A 16,776-nucleotide genomic window follows, 5' to 3' on the forward strand; every position below is an offset into this window, starting at 1 on the left:
CTGGATCTGTTGCGGCCGATCTATGCGCAGACGGCGGCCTATGGCCACTTCGGCCGTCCGGATGCGAACCTGCCGTGGGAGAACACCAACCGCGCCGACGACCTGCTCCGCAGCGTCGGCTGACGCACCCCCGGCACCATCGACACGGCGGGCGTGGCCGTCCGGGACCGGGCGGCCACGTTGCTGTGTGTAGTTCCTTTCGGCGTGAATTCAGGACACGCCGCCACCTGCCGCTCGTACGGGTGAGTGCGTGTCTTACGCTACGGAACTTGTGGTGAGCACGCAGGGAGAGCAAAACCCGCCGTCCGGGGCCGGAGTCCCCGAGTCGGCGCCGCAGCCCGCGCGGGGCACCCGGTATCTCAGCTGGGACGCGATCCGCGTCCTCGGTATCGTCGCCGTCCTGGCGTTCCACGCCACGTTCCTCACCCCGCACACGCTGCCCGGCTACGACATGCCGCCCGGGCCGTTCCAGATGGACTTCCCGTTCGGCGCGTCGCTGCTGATCGTCATCTCCGGCTACTTCGCCGCGATGACCGTCGGCAGGAAACCGCCGCTGCGGTGGTGGCTACGACGACTCGCCCGGTTGTTGCCCGCGTTCTTCGTGGCCGTGCTCGTCATCTTCGCGGCGAGCCTGCTGCTGCACCCGGACGGCTTCTACCGCCCGTCCTACACCGACCTCGTCGGCAACCTCGCCCTGCTGCACAACCTGCTGGACGGTGTCGAGTACATCGACCGCGCCCACTGGACGGTGCCGATCCAGGTGTGCGGGTTCACCGCGATCGCGCTGCTGGCGTGGAAGGGTCGGGTACACGGCCGGGCCGCCACGGCGGTCATGTGGGGTGTGCTGCTGGTGCCGCTCGCGCTGCGCTACGTGTTCATGGGGCCCGGCACGATCCCGCCGGGATGGGTCAGCATGCTCATGGACGGCACCGGGCTGAGTCGGGCACACCTGCTGATCGCAGGCGTCGCCATCTTCCGCTGGTCGAAACAGCGGATGACCTTCACCCAACTGCTGCTGATGCTGGTCGCGGTGCTCATCGCGCACACGAAGCATCCGCCGCCCGGCGACTCCGTCGTGGCGTTCGCGGTGTCGCTGGTGCTCATCAGCGTGGCGGCCTACCAGCCGGTGTGGGACGCGCCGCTACTGACGAACCTCGCCCGGCCGATCCGCTGGCTGGGCGGCATCTCGTACGGCGTGTACCTGATGCACTACGTCATGGGCTCGCTCGTCGCGCGGCACCTGGCCGACCTGGGGGTGCCCTGGTTCGGCTGGGTCCCGGCGTACGTCGCGGTCGCGGTGCTGCTCGGCTGGGCGCTGACGCGATGGGTGGAGCAACCCGCGTTCACCCTGCTGAACCGCGGTATCGACGCGCTCCCGTCGCGGACGCCGACGGCGTCGGCCGCAGCGCGCACCGGAGGGTGAGCACCGCTCTGGTAAAGAAGACGGCGTGAGCGGCCCTGAACCGACCCCGTTGTGGGATCTGGACGACCTGCCCGAGCCGAAGCCGGGCGCGTCCCCGTCCGGCGCGTCCGGAGGCACGGCGCGTAGCGGCAAGGGGGCCGACGGCGGTGCGGGGCGGCAGACCGCTCGTGGCAAGGGCACCAGCGGCGGGAAGAGCGGCACCGGCGGGAAGCGCAGCACCAAGGGCCGTAAACGGCCCGCGGAGCGCGACCCGATCGCCCGCGTGGCCGTCGACGTGCCGCTGCCGCATCTGGACCGCACGTTCGACTATCAGGTCCCGGCCGAGCTCGACGAGCGCGCCGTCGCGGGCTGCCGCGTGCGCGTGCGGTTCGCGGGCCAGCTGGTCGACGGCTTCCTCGTCGAACGCGCCGCGACGACCGAGCACCGCGGCAGGCTCGCCTTCCTCGAACGGGCCGTCTCCAGCGAGGTCGTCCTCACCCCGCGGCTGGCCACGCTGTGCCGGGCGGTAGCCGACCGCTACGGCGGCACGTTCATGGACGTCGCCCGGTTGGCGATCCCGCCACGGCACGCCACCGTCGAGGCCGAGGAGACGGCGCCGGGTGGTGGCACGGACACCGGCAGGGGCGGTGAGCCGGACCCGGCGAACTCCGGCACCGAAGCCCCTGACGCAGGGATCTCCGGCACAGGGATCTCCGGCACGGGGGTCTCCGACACCGCAGAGGCCGAATCCGTGGACTCCGACGCGGCGACCCGGCCCGACGCGGCCGCGTGGGAGCGGTACCAATGGGGCCCGTCGTACGTCGGTGCGCTGGCCGCGGGGCGTGTGGCCAACGCGGTCTGGCAGGCGCTGCCGGGGGAGGACTGGCCCCGGCGGCTCGCCGAGCTGGCCGCCACCGTGGCCGCTGCGGGACGGGGCGCCGTGCTCGTCGTGCCCGACCACCGGGACGTGACGCGGCTGGCGGCCGCATGCGCCGAGCTGGCCGGCCCGGACGCGGTGACCGCGCTGTCGGCCGACCTGGGGCCCGCTGAGCGGTACCGCCGCTGGCTGGCGGTGAAACGCGGCGCGGTACGCATCGTCGTCGGCACACGTGCCGGCATGTTCGCCCCGGTGTCCGAGCCCGCGCTGTACGTGGTGTGGGACGACGGCGACGACCTGCACGTCGATCCGCACATGCCGTATCCGCAGGTACGGGACGTGCTGATGCTGCGCGCACATACCGACCGTGCGTCGCTGCTGGTCGCCGGGTTCGCCCGGACCGCCGAGGCGCAGTTGCTGCTGGAATCCGGCTGGGCGCAGCCACTCGTGGCGCCCCGCGAACAGCTGCGTTCGCGGGCCCCACGGGTCACGCCGACCGGTGAGGACTTCGACGTCGCGCGCGACGAGGCCGCGCACGCCGCCCGGTTGCCCGCTGTGGCGTTCGAAGCCGCGCGGGCGGGCCTGAAGGCCGGTGCTCCGGTGCTGGTGCAGGTGCCGCGCCGGGGCTACGTGCCCGGGCTCGCGTGTGCGCACTGCCGCACGCGCGCCCGCTGCCGGCACTGTGCCGGGCCGCTCGCCCTGCCCGGCGGGGGCGAGGCCGGGTCGCCACGGTGCCGGTGGTGCGGGGTGACCGACGCGGCGTTCCGCTGCTCGGCGTGCGGATCGGTGCGGCTGCGTGCGGTCGTCGTCGGGTCGAAACGAACCGCCGAGGAACTGGGCAGGGCCTTCGCCGGCGCTCCGGTGCGGACGTCGGGAGGCGGCGAGGTGCTGGACACGGTGCCCGCCGTGCCCGCGATCGTCGTCGCGACGCCGGGTGCCGAACCGGTCGCCGACGGAGGGTACGGAGCCGCGCTGCTGCTCGACGGCTGGGCGCTGCTGGGCAGACAGGATCTGCGCGCGTCCGAGGAGGCGCTGCGCCGATGGATGGCGGCCGCCGCGCTGGTGCGGCCTGCCACCGAGGGCGGGCGGGTGATCGTCGGCGCGGAGGCGGGCGTGCCCGTGGTGCAGGCGCTGGTCCGATGGGACCCGGGCTGGCTCGCGGCCTCGGAGCTCGCCGAACGCCGGGAGCTCGGCTTCCCACCCGCCGTGCGGATGGCGAGCCTCGACGGTTCGCCGGACGCCCTCGCCGCGGCACTCGACGAGCTCGAACCGCCCGACAGTGCGGAGGTCCTGGGCCCGGTGCCGCTCGGCGAGGTCGACGAGGACGGCAACGCCGAACGCGAACGGGCGCTGGTGCGCGTGCCGCGGGGCGACGGGCGCGCGCTCGCCGCCGCGGTCCACACGCTCAACGCCGTCAGGGGAGCCCGCAAGGAGGACGACCCCGTACGGACCCGCCTCGACCCCCTCGACCTCATCTGACGCGCGGGTGGAGCTCTAGACTGGCGAGGATGATCGCACCGCTGACCCGTGCGGGCGGCCGATGAGGCTCGTCTTCGCCGGCACACCGGAACCCGCCGTCCCCGCGCTCCGCGCACTGCTCGCCTCGCGGCACGACGTCGTCGCCGTCGTCACCCGCCCGGACGCCCCGGCGGGACGCGGCCGCAGGCTCGTGCGCTCACCCGTCGGCGCGCTGGCCGACGAACACGGGATCGAGGTCCTCACCCCGGCCCGCGCGGACGACCCGCAGTTCCTGACGCGGCTCACCGAGCTGGCGCCCGACGCCTGCCCGGTGGTGGCCTACGGCGCGCTGCTGAAACAGCACGCGCTCGACGTCCCCGCGCACGGCTGGGTCAACCTGCACTTCTCGCTGCTGCCCGCGTGGCGTGGTGCGGCTCCGGTGCAGGCGGCCGTCGGCGCGGGCGACGAGTACACGGGCGCGTCGACGTTCCGCATCGTGCCCGAACTCGACGCCGGGCCCGTGTTCGGCGTGGTGACGGAGAAGATCGGCCCCACCGACACCGCGGGGGCGCTGCTGGGCAGGCTCGCCGAGTCGGGCGCCGCGCTCATGGTGTCCACGATGGACGGCATCGAGGACGGCAGCGTCACCGCGGTGCCGCAGCCCGCCGACGGCGTTACCTACGCACCCAAGGTCACCGTCGAGGACGCACGGGTGCGTTTCGATCGGCCCGCGCTCGCCGTCGACCGGCACATCCGTGCGGTGACGCCGGAACCCGGCGCGTGGGCGGAGTTCCGCGGCGCACGGTGCAAACTCGGCCCGATCCGGCCGCTCGGTGCCGACTCCGGCGCGCCCGAGCTGGCTCCCGGGCAGCTCCTGGTGGAGCGCAAGCGTGTACTGGCGGGCACCGTCACCGCACCCGTCGAACTGGGCGAGGTGCAGGCACAGGGCAAGAAACGCATGGCGGCGACCGACTGGGCCCGCGGCACGAGAATCGAGCACGGGGAGCGCCTCACATGAGCGACGACGGAACCGGCCGCGGCGGCAGCGGCGGCACGGGTGGCAACGGCGGTGGTAACGGCGGCCGCGGTGGTCACCGAGGCGGCGGCAGGGGCGGCAACGGCGGCGCGGGCGGCCGCGGGAGGAGCCGCGGCGGCAGGCCCCAGGACGACCGGCAACGCAGGCAGGGCGGCAGGCCGGACCGCGGCAGGCGGCCGGCGCCGCGGAAGGAGGGACCGCGCAAACCACCGGTCGACGACCCGCCGCGGCGGGTGGCGTTCGACGTGCTGCGTGCCGTCAGCGAGCGTGACGCCTACGCGAACCTGATCCTGCCGGAGCTGTTGCGGCAGCGGCGGGTGTCCGGCCGCGACGCCGCGCTGGCGACCGAGCTCACCTACGGCACAGCGCGCGCCGCGGGGCTGCTCGACGAGATCATCGCGTCCTGCGTGGACCGTCCGCTGTCCGAGGTGGACGCTGCGGTGCTCGACGGGCTCCGGCTGGGTGCGTACCAGCTGCTGCGGACCAGGATCCCGCCGCACGCGGCCGTGGACTCGGCGGTCGAGCTCGTCCGCGACGTCGCCGGTTCGCACGTCGCCGGGTTCGTCAACGCGGTGCTGCGCAAGGTGTCCGACCACGACGAACAGACGTGGGTCGAACGCCTCGCCCCCGACGCCGAGACCGACCGGATCGGCAACCTCGCGATGCGCACCGCCCACCCGCGGTGGATCGCGCGCGCGTTCGCCGAAGCGCTCGGCGACACCGGCGACGAGCTGGCGGCGGCCCTCGGCGCCGACGACGCGCGGCCCGAGGTGCATCTGCTCGCGCGGCCGGGGGAGATCAGCGCGGACGAACTCGCCGCCATCACCGGCGGCGACGTCGCGCCGTACTCGCCCTACGGCGTGCACCTGCCCGCCGGCAGCGGCGATCTGGCCGCGTCGGAACCGCTGAAGGAACACCTCGCGGCGGTCCAGGACGAGGGCAGTCAGCTGGTCACGCTCGCCGCCGTGGAGGCGCCCGTCGACGGGACGGACGCGCGCTGGCTCGACCTGTGCGCGGGACCCGGCGGAAAGGCGACCCTCCTCGGTTGTCTGGCGGCGACCGCGGAGCACGAGGTGGCCGTCGACGCCGTCGAGATCGCCGACCACCGCGCACGCCTCATCGAGAAGGCCGTCGACGGCCTGCCCGTGACCGTTCACAGGGCCGACGGCCGCGATCCGGGGCTGGAGGGCGGTTACGACCGGGTACTCGTCGACGCGCCCTGCAGCGGACTCGGCGCCCTGCGACGCCGCCCGGAATCCCGCTGGCGCAGGCAGCAGAGCGACGTCGCCGACCTGACGAAACTGCAGGCCGAACTCCTCGAATCGGCGTTCCGGCTCGTGCGGCCCGGCGGCATCGTGGCCTACGTGGTGTGCTCGCCGCACTTGGCGGAGACGGAGGGATCGTTCACCACCGCTGTCCGGCGCGCCGGGGCCGAGACCGTCGACGCGCGGGAGCTCTTCCCGGGCGTGCCGCACCTCGGCGACGGCCCGACGGTGCAGCTGTGGCCGCACCGGCACGGCACCGACGCCATGTTCTGCGGGCTCGCCCGCGCCACATGACCGGCGTGGCGGCGCCCGGCGGGAGCGCTCCGCCGGGCACGGAACGCGGGTGCCTCGGGCTGGTCGCGTCGGCCTGCAGCGGGGTGCAGACCCGGCTGGCGGCCGAACTGGCCGAACCGGCGGCCGCGCGGGGCTGGCGGCTGGCGATCACGCTGACGCCCACCGCGGCGTCGTGGTTCGACGATCGGGCGCTCGCGCGTCTGCAGGCCACGACCGACCTCGACGTCCGGTGGACCTCGCGCACCCCCGATGTGCCGCGTCCGCATCCGGACCCCGAGGCGTTCGTCTTCGCGCCGGCCGGTGCGGGTTCAGTGGCGAAGCTCGCACTGGGACTGGCCGACAACCAGGCGCTGACCGTGCTCGGCGACGCCGTGGGTGTGGTCCCGATGGCCGTCGGCCACCGGGTACAGCCCACCCGGCCCGCGCATCCCGCCTGGCAGGGCCATCTCGACACGCTGGCGGGTGCCGGCGTGCGCGTCACCGGCCTCGGTGACACTCCGTGGACCGGCGTGCTGGACCGACTGCTCCGGGACGCTCACCGGTGACGGTGCCGGCTGCTCCCCATGACGACTGCGCCGCGTGACGACTGCTCCCCGTGACGACTGCGCCGCGTGAACGCCGTTCCCGCTGACCGCGGCGCCTCGTGGCCGCCTGCGGTGCGGCGAACGTCACGCCGGGTGACGGAAGGCCGCCCCGGGCGGCCACTGCGCGAGCGGCTGCCTAGGATTCGCGGTGTGGCCTCTCAATCGCTTCGCCCGCTGATCGCACCGAGCATCCTGTCCGCCGACTTCGCCCGTCTCGGCGAGGAGGTCGCGGCCGTCGCCCGCGACGGCGAGACCCGCGCCGACTGGGTGCACGTCGACGTCATGGACAACCACTTCGTCCCGAACCTCACGCTCGGGCTCCCGGTCGTCGAGTCGCTGCGGAAGGTCGCCGACGTCCCGCTCGACTGCCACCTCATGATCGAGAACCCGGACAAATGGGCACCGGGCTACGCCGAGGCGGGTGCGTACAACGTGACCGTCCACGCCGAGGCGGCCCACGATCCGGTGATGCTGGCGAAGAACCTGCGCGCCGCCGGGGCAAAGGCGGGTCTTTCGGTCAAACCGGGCACGCCGCTCGAGGGCCACCTCGACACGCTCAAGCACTACGACACGCTGCTGGTCATGTCGGTCGAACCGGGCTTCGGCGGCCAGTCGTTCATCCCCGACGTGCTCGAGAAGGTGCGCACCGCGCGACGCCTCGTCGACACCGGGCATCTGAGGCTCGTCGTCGAGATCGACGGCGGCATCAACGCCGACACGATCGAGCAGGCCGCCGAGGCGGGCGTCGACTGTTTCGTCGCCGGATCCGCGGTCTACGGTGCCGAGGACCCCGGCCGGGCCGTCGCGGCGCTGCGGGACCAGGCGGCCGGCGCGCGCCCGGCGCACTGACGTGCCTGCGGGACCGGCCGGCCGCGACGCCGGGACGGGCGCGGAATCCGTGACAGACGCGGAGGCGATGGCGGCCGCCCTCGCGCTGAGTGAGGACGTGCGGGGCACCACGAGTCCCAACCCGCCGGTCGGCGCGGTGATCGTCGACGGAGGGGGAGCGGTCGTGGGCCGCGGCGCCACCCGACCGCCGGGTGGCCCGCACGCCGAGGTCATGGCGCTGCGCGAGGCGGGGGAGCGGGCGCGGGGCGGCACCGCGTACGTGACGCTCGAACCGTGCGCCCACCGGGGCCGGACGCCGCCGTGTGCGCAGGCACTGCTGGATGTCGGCATCGCCACGGTGCGCTACGCCGTCGCCGACCCCAACCCGCCCGCGGCCGGCGGCGCCGACCTGCTGCGCGCGGCGGGCGTCGACGTGGCTGGCGGGCTGCTGGCCGACGACGTCGCGGGCGGGCCGCTGCGGGCGTGGCTGCACTCGGTGCGCACCGGCAGGCCGCACGTCACGTGGAAGTACGCCGCCACGCTCGACGGCCGCGTCGCCGCCGCCGACGGCACCAGCCGGTGGATCTCCGGCCCCGTCTCCCGCGCCGAGGTGCACCGCATCCGCGCGGCCGCGGACGCGGTCGTCGCCGGCACCGGAACCGTGCTGGCCGACGACGCGTGGCTCACCGTCCGCGACGCCGACGGGGGGCTCGCCGACCGTCGGCCGCTGCGCGTCGTCGTCGGCACGCGGGGCATACCGGAGACCGCCCGAGTGTTGGACGACGCGGCGCCGACGGTCCACCTGCGCACCCGCGACCCGCGGGACGTGCTGACGGACCTCGCCGAGCGTGGCGTGGTCGACGTCCTGCTCGAAGGCGGGCCGACCCTCGCGGGCGCCTTCGCCGAGGCGGGCGTGATCGACCGGATCGTGGGATACGTCGCGCCCGCACTGCTCGGCGCCGGGCCGACGGCGCTCGGTGCGGCCGGCGTGTCGACCATCACCGAAGCCCACCGGTGGCGTGTCGAAGGGGTCACCATGAGTGGGGACGACGTGCGGATCACGGCCGTACCGGCCGCCGGTGAAGGAGGACCCTGACGTGTTCACGGGCATCGTGGAGGAGCTCGGCGAGATCACGGCCGTCGAGGACAGCGGGGACACCGCGCGGCTGCGCGTGCGCGGCCCGGTGGTGACCGGTGACGCGAAGCACGGGGACTCGATCGCGGTCAACGGCGTGTGCCTGACGGTCGTCGAGGTCGACGGCGACGAGTTCACCGTCGACGTCGTGCACGAGACGCTCGAGCGCACCAGCCTCGCCAAGGTCGAGGTGGGACGGGGCGTGAACCTCGAACGGGCGATGGCGGCGAACGGCCGGTTCGGCGGCCACGTCATGCAGGGCCACGTCGACGGCACGGGCGTGTTCCTGCATCGCGACGCCGACGACCTGACCCACTTCGCGTTCCCGCCGCAGCTCGGGCGCTACATCGTGGAGAAGGGGTCCATCGCGATCGACGGCGTGTCGCTGACCGTCGCGAGTGTCTCCCCGGAGGAACTCACCGTCGCGCTCATCCCGACGACGCTGTCGCTGACCACGCTCGGCCGTACCGAACCGGGCGACGTCGTGAACCTCGAGGTCGACGTCCTCGCCAAGTACGTCGAGAAGCAGACCGCCGACCGGGCATCGTCGCTCGCGGTGGACAATGGCGGTGGCAAGGAGGACGGGTGAGCATGACAGAGACGTCAGAGGCGTCGCAGGCGGCCGCGGGTGCACCGGCGGGATTCGACCTCGAGTCGATCGAGGCCGCCATCCGCGACATCGCCGACGGCAAGGCCGTCGTCGTGGTCGACGACGAGGACCGCGAGAACGAGGGCGATCTGATCTTCGCCGCGGAGAAGGTGACGCCGGAGCTGCTGGCGTTCATGGTGCGGTACACGTCCGGCTACGTGTGCGTGTCGCTGACCGGTGAGGACTGCGAACGGCTCGACCTGCCGCCGATGTTCCACACCAACCAGGACGTGCGCGGCACGGCGTACACCGTGACGGTCGACGCCACGGAGGGCATCGGCACCGGGATCTCGGCCACCGACAGGGCGCACACGATCTCGTTGCTCGCCGACCCGTCGACGGGACCGAAGGACTTCAAGCGCCCGGGACACGTCGTCCCGCTGCGCGCCAAGGACGGCGGCGTGCTGCGCAGACCCGGCCACACCGAGGCCGGCGTCGACCTGGCGCGCATGGCGGGACTGGCACCTGCGGGCGTGCTGTGCGAGATCGTGTCGCAGAAGAACGACGGCGACATGGCCAAGCGGGACGAGCTCGAGGTGTTCGCCGCCGACCACGACCTGCGGTTGATCACGATCGCCGACCTGATCGCCTACCGCAGGCGCATGGAGAAGCAGGTCGAGCGCGTGGCCGAGGCGCGCATCCCGCTCGCCCCCGGCACGTTCCGCGCGATCGGCTACGACAGCTTGCTCGACGGCATCGAGCACGTCGCGTTCGTCTACGGCGACATCGGCGACGGTGAGGACGTCCTGGTGCGGGTGCACTCGGAATGCCTCACCGGCGACGTTTTCGGGTCGCTGCGCTGCGACTGCGGCCCGCAGCTGCAGGCGGCGCTCGAGGCGGTCGCCGAGGAGGGACGTGGCGTCGTGCTCTACATCCGCGGGCACGAGGGCCGGGGCATCGGCCTGTTGCACAAGCTGCAGGCGTATCAGCTGCAGGACGACGGTGCCGACACGGTCGATGCGAATCTCCAGCTCGGCGTGCCGGCCGACGCCCGCGACTACGGCACGGGCGCGCAGATCCTCACCGATCTCGGCGTGCGTTCGATGCGCCTGCTGACCAACAATCCGACCAAGCGGGTCGGGCTCGAAGGCTACGGCCTGCGCGTGACGGGCCGGGTGGCACTGCCGGTGTCGCCGAACCCGGAGAACCTGCGGTACCTGCAGACCAAGCGCGACCGCATGGGCCACGAGCTGGCTCAACTGGAGAACGCGGACGACGTCGGCGCGGGCCTGGCCGAGTTCGGCCCCGGCACCGCGGCCGGCACGGGAACGGAAGCCGGTGGTGGAACGCCGTGAGTGGTGAAGGACGGCCCGACGAGGACGCCGAGGCGCTGCGCGAGTGCGAGGGGCTGCGGCTGGCGATCGTCGCGACCCGGTGGCACACGACGATCACCGACAGCCTGGTGGGGAACGCGGTGCAGGCGGCGTCGGAGGCGAAGCTCGCCGAGGAGCCGACCGTGGTGCGCGTCGCCGGTGCGGTGGAACTGCCCGTCGTGGCGCAGGCCCTGGCCCGGGGCCACGACGCCGTCGTGGCGCTCGGCGTCGTGATCCGTGGCGGCACGCCGCACTTCGAGTACGTGTGCGACGCCGTGACCGCCGGCCTGACGCGGGTGGCGCTCGACGAGTCGACGCCGGTGGGCAACGGCGTGCTCACCTGTGACACCGAGCAGCAGGCCCTGGACCGCGCGGGCCTGGCCGACTCGGTCGAGAACAAGGGACGGGAGGCCACCGTGGCTGCGCTGACGACGGCAGGCGTGCTGCGGGGCCTGCGCCAGCCCTGGACCGAACGGGGTTTCGTGTGACCACGGGTGAGCAGATGACCAGGGATTCCGACAACGGTGCTGCGACCGGTGACGACGTGATCGTGGCCCGGCCACAGCGCGCCGCCTGGATGGGCGGTGCCCTCGGGGTGCTGCTGCTGGCGGTGTTCACGGTCGTGGCGGTGCTGCTGCGCGGGTCCGACAGCGGCGCGATCTTCCACCTCAGTGACCAGATCGCCATGGTGGGTGTGGGCCTGCTGCTGGGGTTGGCGTGCGCGTCGTTCGGCACCCCGAAGGTGCGTGCCGATGCGCGCGGCATCGACGTCCGCAACGTCGGCACCACCCGGCACTTCGACTGGGACCAGGTGTTGTCGGTGAGCTTCCCCGACGGCGCCTCGTTCGCCCGGCTGGAACTGCCCGACGACGAGTACTACCCGCTGCTGGCGGTTCAGGCCGTCGACCGGCACCGCGCCGTGACCGCCGTACGCGGTCTGCGCAGGCTGCACAAGCGCGCCTGGGAGGACTGACGCGGACGGTCCCCGGCTCGGTGAACCGCCGGGGACCGCGTCGCCGGTGTGGTGGCCGGGGTGGGTCCTGCGGTCAGCGGTCGAGGTCGACGACGACCGGTGCGTGGTCGGACGGGCTCTTGCCCTTGCGCTCCTCGCGGTCGACGTAGGCGTCCGAGACGGCGCCCGCGAACGCGGCGTCGCCGTAGACCAGGTCGATCCGCATGCCCTTGTTCTTGGGGAACGCGAGCTGGCGGTAGTCCCAGTACGTGTACGGGTGGTCGTACTTCAACGGCCGGGGCACGACGTCGGTCAGGCCGGCGTCGCGCAGCGTGGCGAGTGCCTTGCGCTCGGGCTCGGTGACGTGGGTCGACTCGGCGAACAGGGCGATGTCCCACACGTCGTCGTCGGTGGGGGCGATGTTGAAGTCGCCGAGGACGGCCAGCGGCCGGGACGGCTCCGCCGCGCTGTCGGCCGCGACGGTGTCGTTCAGGGCGGCGAGCCAGTCGAGCTTGTAGTCGTAGTGCGCGTGGCCGGGTTCGCGGCCGTTGGGAACGTACACCGACCAGACACGTACGCCGCCGCACGTGGCGCCGACCGCGCGGGGCTCGAGGGCGCCGTCGTAGGCGGGTTGGCCGGGCAGGTCACGCACGACGTCGTCGAGGCCGACCTTGGACAGGATCGCCACGCCGTTCCAGCGGCCGGTGCCGTGACAGGCGATGTCGTAGCCGAGTTCGCGGACCTGCTCGGCGGGGAAGGCGTCGTCGGCGCACTTGAGTTCCTGCAGGCACAGCACATCCGGCCGGGCCGAGTCGAGCCAGGCGAGCAGCCGGGGGAGCCGGGCGGTGACCGAGTTGACGTTCCAGGTGGCGATCCGCATGCGGGCAGCCTCGCACAACGACATCGATGTATAACGACCTATACGGCGCGGCTCTGTGTGCTCCCGTCGGCACCACGTCGTCGCCGTCCTGCCGGTACCCCTACGGCGTGCACGGACGGCAGAGAGGCGGGAGTCCCGTCGACCGTGGCCGCCGAACGGTGCCGAACGCGCGCTACAGGGCGAGCAGGCCCGCCACCACCTCGTCGACCCGGCTCGCGACCACGTGGGGCCGCTCGACCAGTGGTGTGAGGCCCCCTTCGAGGCGGGTGGCGAATCCCGCGAGAAGTCCCGCCTTGACCGCGCCGTGGGTGTCCCACGAGTGCACGGCCACGAGTGCGGTCCCGGCCGGGTCGGAGCCCACCTGTCCGCACGCCCAGCGGTAGACGTGGGCGGGCGGCTTGAACGAGCGGACGGCCTCGGAGGACAGCACGCCGCGGAGTCGCCCGCTCATCCCGTGTCTGTCGAGAATGGACTCCAGGACGGTCGCGCCGCCGTGGGTGAAGCCGTAGGCAGGCACGGCCGCCTCGGCGAGCAGGGTGAACGCGGTCTCGGCCTCGGGGTGCAGCGGCAGCTCGGTGAAGCCGTCGAGGATGTGGGCGATCGCCTCGTCGCTCAGTGTGTGCCCGGACGTGATCGCCAGCTGCGCCGCGGCGACGGCGCGGAACGGCGGCGCCTCACCCGCGAGGGTGTGGGCCATGCCGTCGCGCAGCGTGCGTGCGAAGAACAGTTCCAGTTCGTGGCCCGGTCTGCCCGCCTCCACGAACCGATCCCGCAGCGGTTCGAGCCGCACGAGCGTCTCGAACACGTCGAACAGGACCATCGACGGCCGCCTCGGCGCAGCACGTGTCATGGCGGTCAGACTACGTTCCCGCCGCGGGCGTCGCGATGCGCGACGTCCCCGGAGCCCACGTCCCCCAGCCAACGCCCCCGAGCCAATGCCCCCGCTGCGGGGCCTCCGACCCGTGGCCCCTGACCAGGGTGTCGGCGGGTCGCCATAGAGTGGAGACCGTGGCTGACCCGTCGACCTACCGGCCCGCCCCGGGGAGCATTCCGGACGAACCCGGCGTGTACAAGTTCCGCGACGACCGTCGCCGCGTCATCTACGTCGGCAAGGCGAAAAGCCTGCGCAGCAGGCTGAACTCGTACTTCGCGGACCTCGCCGGACTGCACCCGCGTACCCGCCAGATGGTCACCACGGCCGCGAGCGTCGAGTGGACGGTCGTGTCCACGGAGGTCGAGGCGCTCCAGCTCGAGTACAACTGGATCAAGGAGTTCGACCCGCGGTTCAACGTCCGCTACCGGGACGACAAGAGCTACCCGGTGCTGGCGGTGACGCTGAACGAGGAGTTCCCGCGGCTGCACGTCTACCGCGGGCCGCGGAAGAAGGGCGTGCGCTACTTCGGGCCGTACGCCCACGCGTGGGCCATCCGGGAGACGCTCGACCTGCTGCTGCGCGTGTTCCCTGCCCGTACCTGTTCGAGCGGTGTGTTCCGCAGGCACTCCCAGATCGGCAGGCCCTGCCTGCTCGGCTACATCGACAAGTGCTCGGCGCCGTGCGTCGGCCGGGTCACCGCCGACGAGCACCGCGCGATCGTCGAGGACTTCTGCGACTTCCTCGCGGGCAGCACCGACAAGATGGTGCGCAGGCTCGAGAAGGCGATGGCGGAGGCCTCGGAGGAGCTGGAGTTCGAACGCGCCGCCCGGCTGCGTGACGACCTCGGGGCGCTGCGGCGGGCGATGGAGAAGCAGGCGGTGGTGCTGGGTGACGGCACGGACGCGGACGTCGTCGCGTTCGCCCACGACGAGCTCGAGGCCGCGGTCCAGATCTTCCACGTGCGGGGCGGCCGTGTCCGTGGGCAGCGCGGCTGGGTGGTCGACAAGGTCGAGGAGATGGACGTCGCGGCGCTGGTCGAGCAGTTCCTCAGCCAGTTCTACGCTGAGCAGCTCGACCTCGCCCGCGAGGCGCCGGGTGGTGGCGGGCCGACGGTGCCGCGCGAGGTCCTCGTGCCGGAACTGCCCGCCGACGCCCCCGCGATGACCGATTGGCTGTCGGAACTGCGCGGCTCCCGCGTCCGCCTGCGGGTGCCGCAGCGCGGCGACAAGCGCGCACTCGCCGATACCGTGGAGCGCAACGCCAAGGAGGCGTTCGCCCAGCACAAACTCCGGAGGGCGGGCGATCTCACCGCGCGGTCGGCGGCCCTGCAGGAACTGCAGGAGCACCTCGCCCTCGACACGGCGCCGCTGCGTATCGAATGCGTGGACATCAGCCACACCCAGGGCACGGACGTGGTCGCGTCGCTGGTCGTGTTCGAGGACGGCGTCCCGCGGAAGAACGAGTACCGCCGATTCGCGCTGCGCGAGGCCGCCGACGAGGGGGACGTCGCGGCCATCGCCGAGGTGGTCAGGCGGCGCTTCGCCCGCTACCTCAAGGAGACCGCCGCCCAGGCCGCGGACGGTGCCGAGACCGCGGACGAGACCGGCGCTGCCGGCGTCGACGCCGAGGTCGGCGCCGGGGCCGCGCCCCCTGTGTCGCCCGCGGCCGACGCCGGTGGACCGACCGGCGGGCAGGACGGCCCGCCGGGGATCGATCCGGAGACAGGAAAGCCGAAGAAGTTCGCGTATCCGCCGAACCTGCTGGTCGTCGACGGCGCGGGTCCGCAGGCGACCGCCGCGGCCGACGTCCTCGCCGAGCTCGGCATCACCGACGTGGCCGTGGTCGGTCTCGCGAAGCGACTCGAAGAGGTCTGGTTGCCGTCCGACGAGGAGCCGGTCATCCTGCCGAGGACCTCCGACGCGCTGTACCTTCTGCAGCGGGTGCGCGACGAGGCGCACCGGTTCGCCATCCGGTACCACCGGGAGAAGCGCGGAAAGCGGGTGCAGGCCTCCGAACTGGACGATGTGCCGGGACTCGGGCAGGCGAGGAAGTCGGCCCTGATCAAGCACTTCGGTTCGGTGAAGAAGCTCAAGCAGGCGGGGGTCGACGAGATCGCGCAGGTGCCTGGCTTCGGGAAGCGGACCGCGGAGGCCGTGCACACGGCACTCGCAGGGGGCCGTGCCGGCGCGGGAGAACGGGCCGGCACAGGGGAACAGACCGGCCCGGAGCAGCAGGACGGCGCACCGCAGGACAGCGCACAGCAACACGGCGCAGGGGGACGAAGCATGGAGCGAGGGGAGTCGAACCAGTGAGCAGTGCCGAAGCCGGCAGAGCCGACGCGGCGGAGGAGGACGGCCGGGGTTCCGGCATGGAGGTCGCGGTCGTCACCGGGCTGTCCGGGGCGGGCCGCAGCACGGCGGCGAAATGCCTGGAGGATCTGGGCTGGTTCGTCGTCGACAACCTGCCGCCGGAACTGATCTCGACCATGGTCGAGCTCGGCGCGCAGTCGCGGGGGGCGATCACGAAGGTCGCGGTCGTGATGGACGTGCGGTCGCGGGCGTTCACCGACGACCTGTCGTCGGTCATCAAGGGTCTGGACATGCGCGGGTACAAACCGCGGGTGCTGTTCCTGGAGGCGACCGACGCGGTGCTGATCCGCCGGTTCGACCAGGTGCGCCGGGGCCACCCGATGCAGGGCGACGGCAGGCTCGTCGACGGTATCGGCGCCGAGCGTGCGCTGCTGGAACCGTTGCGGGCCGAGGCTGACCTGCTGCTGGACACGTCATCGCTGTCGGTGCACGACCTGCGCGCCAAGATCGAGGACGCCTTCGGCAGCGAGTCGTCGGCGCAGACCCGGGTGACGGTGCTCTCGTTCGGCTACAAGTACGGTCTGCCGATGGACTCCGACCTCGTGATGGACGTGCGGTTCCTGCCCAACCCGTTCTGGATCCCCGAGTTGCGTGACCACTCCGGCCTCGACTCCGAGGTGCGCAACTACGTGCTCGGCCAGGAGGGTGCGGAGGAGTTCCTCGACCGGTATCAGGACCTGCTCCGGTTGATCGGCGCCGGGTACAAGCGCGAGGGCAAGCGGTACCTGACGCTCGCGATCGGCTGCACCGGCGGCAAGCACCGCAGTGTCGCGATCTCGGAGGAACTCGCCAACCGGCTGTCCAAAGAGGATGGAACGGCCGTGAAGGTGGTGCACCGGGACCTGGGCCGGGAGTGAACG

At 72.9% G+C, this 16,776-nt stretch carries 15 protein-coding genes and 1 pseudogene; 14 read left to right on the top strand and 2 right to left on the bottom strand.

The features are described 5' to 3' along the window. The 12 genes and pseudogenes from FHS23_RS23130 to FHS23_RS08575 all read left to right on the top strand — a co-directional run. Positions 1 to 123 (top strand): annotated as a pseudogene (locus FHS23_RS23130) (methionine adenosyltransferase domain-containing protein); the annotation flags it as partial. 151 nt (positions 124 to 274) lie between these two features. Beyond that, complete coding sequence (locus FHS23_RS08520) at positions 275 to 1,423, top strand: acyltransferase family protein (RefSeq protein ID WP_183651293.1); 1,149 nt, start codon at positions 275 to 277, stop codon at positions 1,421 to 1,423. Between the two features lie 25 nt (positions 1,424 to 1,448). Continuing rightward, positions 1,449 to 3,758, top strand: a complete 2,310-nt coding sequence (locus FHS23_RS08530) for a primosomal protein N' (RefSeq protein ID WP_343053759.1) — start codon at positions 1,449 to 1,451, stop codon at positions 3,756 to 3,758. A 61-nt stretch (positions 3,759 to 3,819) separates the two neighbouring features. Next, complete coding sequence (gene fmt / locus FHS23_RS08535; RefSeq protein WP_183651297.1) at positions 3,820 to 4,755, top strand: methionyl-tRNA formyltransferase; 936 nt, start codon at positions 3,820 to 3,822, stop codon at positions 4,753 to 4,755. Beyond that, positions 4,752 to 6,332: an RsmB/NOP family class I SAM-dependent RNA methyltransferase gene (locus FHS23_RS08540; RefSeq protein ID WP_183651300.1), complete on the top strand. Its 1,581-nt coding sequence runs from the start codon at positions 4,752 to 4,754 to the stop codon at positions 6,330 to 6,332. The genes fmt and FHS23_RS08540 overlap by 4 nt, the downstream gene beginning before the upstream one ends. Next, positions 6,329 to 6,877, top strand: coding sequence for a flavoprotein (locus FHS23_RS08545; protein WP_183651303.1), 549 nt, complete (start codon positions 6,329 to 6,331; stop codon positions 6,875 to 6,877). Before FHS23_RS08540 ends, FHS23_RS08545 begins: the two co-directional genes overlap by 4 nt. 213 nt (positions 6,878 to 7,090) lie before the next feature. Continuing rightward, positions 7,091 to 7,765, top strand: a complete 675-nt coding sequence (gene rpe, locus FHS23_RS08550) for a ribulose-phosphate 3-epimerase (RefSeq protein ID WP_183653638.1) — start codon at positions 7,091 to 7,093, stop codon at positions 7,763 to 7,765. 67 nt (positions 7,766 to 7,832) lie between these two features. Further along, positions 7,833 to 8,840 (top strand): bifunctional diaminohydroxyphosphoribosylaminopyrimidine deaminase/5-amino-6-(5-phosphoribosylamino)uracil reductase RibD, encoded by a 1,008-nt coding sequence (gene ribD, locus FHS23_RS08555; RefSeq protein ID WP_183653641.1) that lies wholly within the window; start codon positions 7,833 to 7,835, stop codon positions 8,838 to 8,840. Position 8,841: 1 nt separating this feature from the next. Then, positions 8,842 to 9,468: a riboflavin synthase gene (locus FHS23_RS08560; RefSeq protein WP_183651306.1), complete on the top strand. Its 627-nt coding sequence runs from the start codon at positions 8,842 to 8,844 to the stop codon at positions 9,466 to 9,468. A gap of 2 nt (positions 9,469 to 9,470) precedes the next feature. Beyond that, positions 9,471 to 10,823, top strand: coding sequence for a bifunctional 3,4-dihydroxy-2-butanone-4-phosphate synthase/GTP cyclohydrolase II (locus tag FHS23_RS08565; RefSeq protein WP_183651310.1), 1,353 nt, complete (start codon positions 9,471 to 9,473; stop codon positions 10,821 to 10,823). Next, complete coding sequence (gene ribH / locus FHS23_RS08570; RefSeq protein WP_183651312.1) at positions 10,820 to 11,329, top strand: 6,7-dimethyl-8-ribityllumazine synthase; 510 nt, start codon at positions 10,820 to 10,822, stop codon at positions 11,327 to 11,329. Before FHS23_RS08565 ends, ribH begins: the two co-directional genes overlap by 4 nt. A 14-nt stretch (positions 11,330 to 11,343) precedes the next feature. Then, a complete protein-coding gene (locus tag FHS23_RS08575; RefSeq protein WP_183651338.1) occupies positions 11,344 to 11,814 on the top strand; it encodes a PH domain-containing protein in 471 nt (156 codons plus the stop codon). 73 nt (positions 11,815 to 11,887) lie between these two features. Here FHS23_RS08575 and FHS23_RS08580 read toward each other — a convergent pair whose 3' ends face one another. Beyond that, positions 11,888 to 12,673, bottom strand: a complete 786-nt coding sequence (locus FHS23_RS08580; RefSeq protein WP_183651341.1) for an exodeoxyribonuclease III — start codon at positions 12,671 to 12,673, stop codon at positions 11,888 to 11,890. A gap of 172 nt (positions 12,674 to 12,845) precedes the next feature. Then, complete coding sequence (locus FHS23_RS08585; RefSeq protein ID WP_183651344.1) at positions 12,846 to 13,523, bottom strand: HAD family hydrolase; 678 nt, start codon at positions 13,521 to 13,523, stop codon at positions 12,846 to 12,848. Positions 13,524 to 13,681: 158 nt separating this feature from the next. On the opposite strand from FHS23_RS08585, the gene uvrC reads away from it, so the two are divergent. Together uvrC and rapZ are read left to right on the top strand one after the other, a co-directional pair. Then, positions 13,682 to 15,859, top strand: a complete 2,178-nt coding sequence (gene uvrC / locus FHS23_RS08590) for an excinuclease ABC subunit UvrC (protein WP_183651346.1) — start codon at positions 13,682 to 13,684, stop codon at positions 15,857 to 15,859. A 56-nt stretch (positions 15,860 to 15,915) separates the two neighbouring features. Further along, positions 15,916 to 16,773, top strand: a complete 858-nt coding sequence (gene rapZ, locus FHS23_RS08595) for an RNase adapter RapZ (protein WP_183653644.1) — start codon at positions 15,916 to 15,918, stop codon at positions 16,771 to 16,773. Positions 16,774 to 16,776: the final 3 nt, after the last annotated feature.

This window comes from Prauserella isguenensis (genome assembly GCF_014191605.1).
Classification (GTDB): Bacteria; Actinomycetota; Actinomycetes; order Mycobacteriales; family Pseudonocardiaceae; genus Prauserella; species Prauserella isguenensis.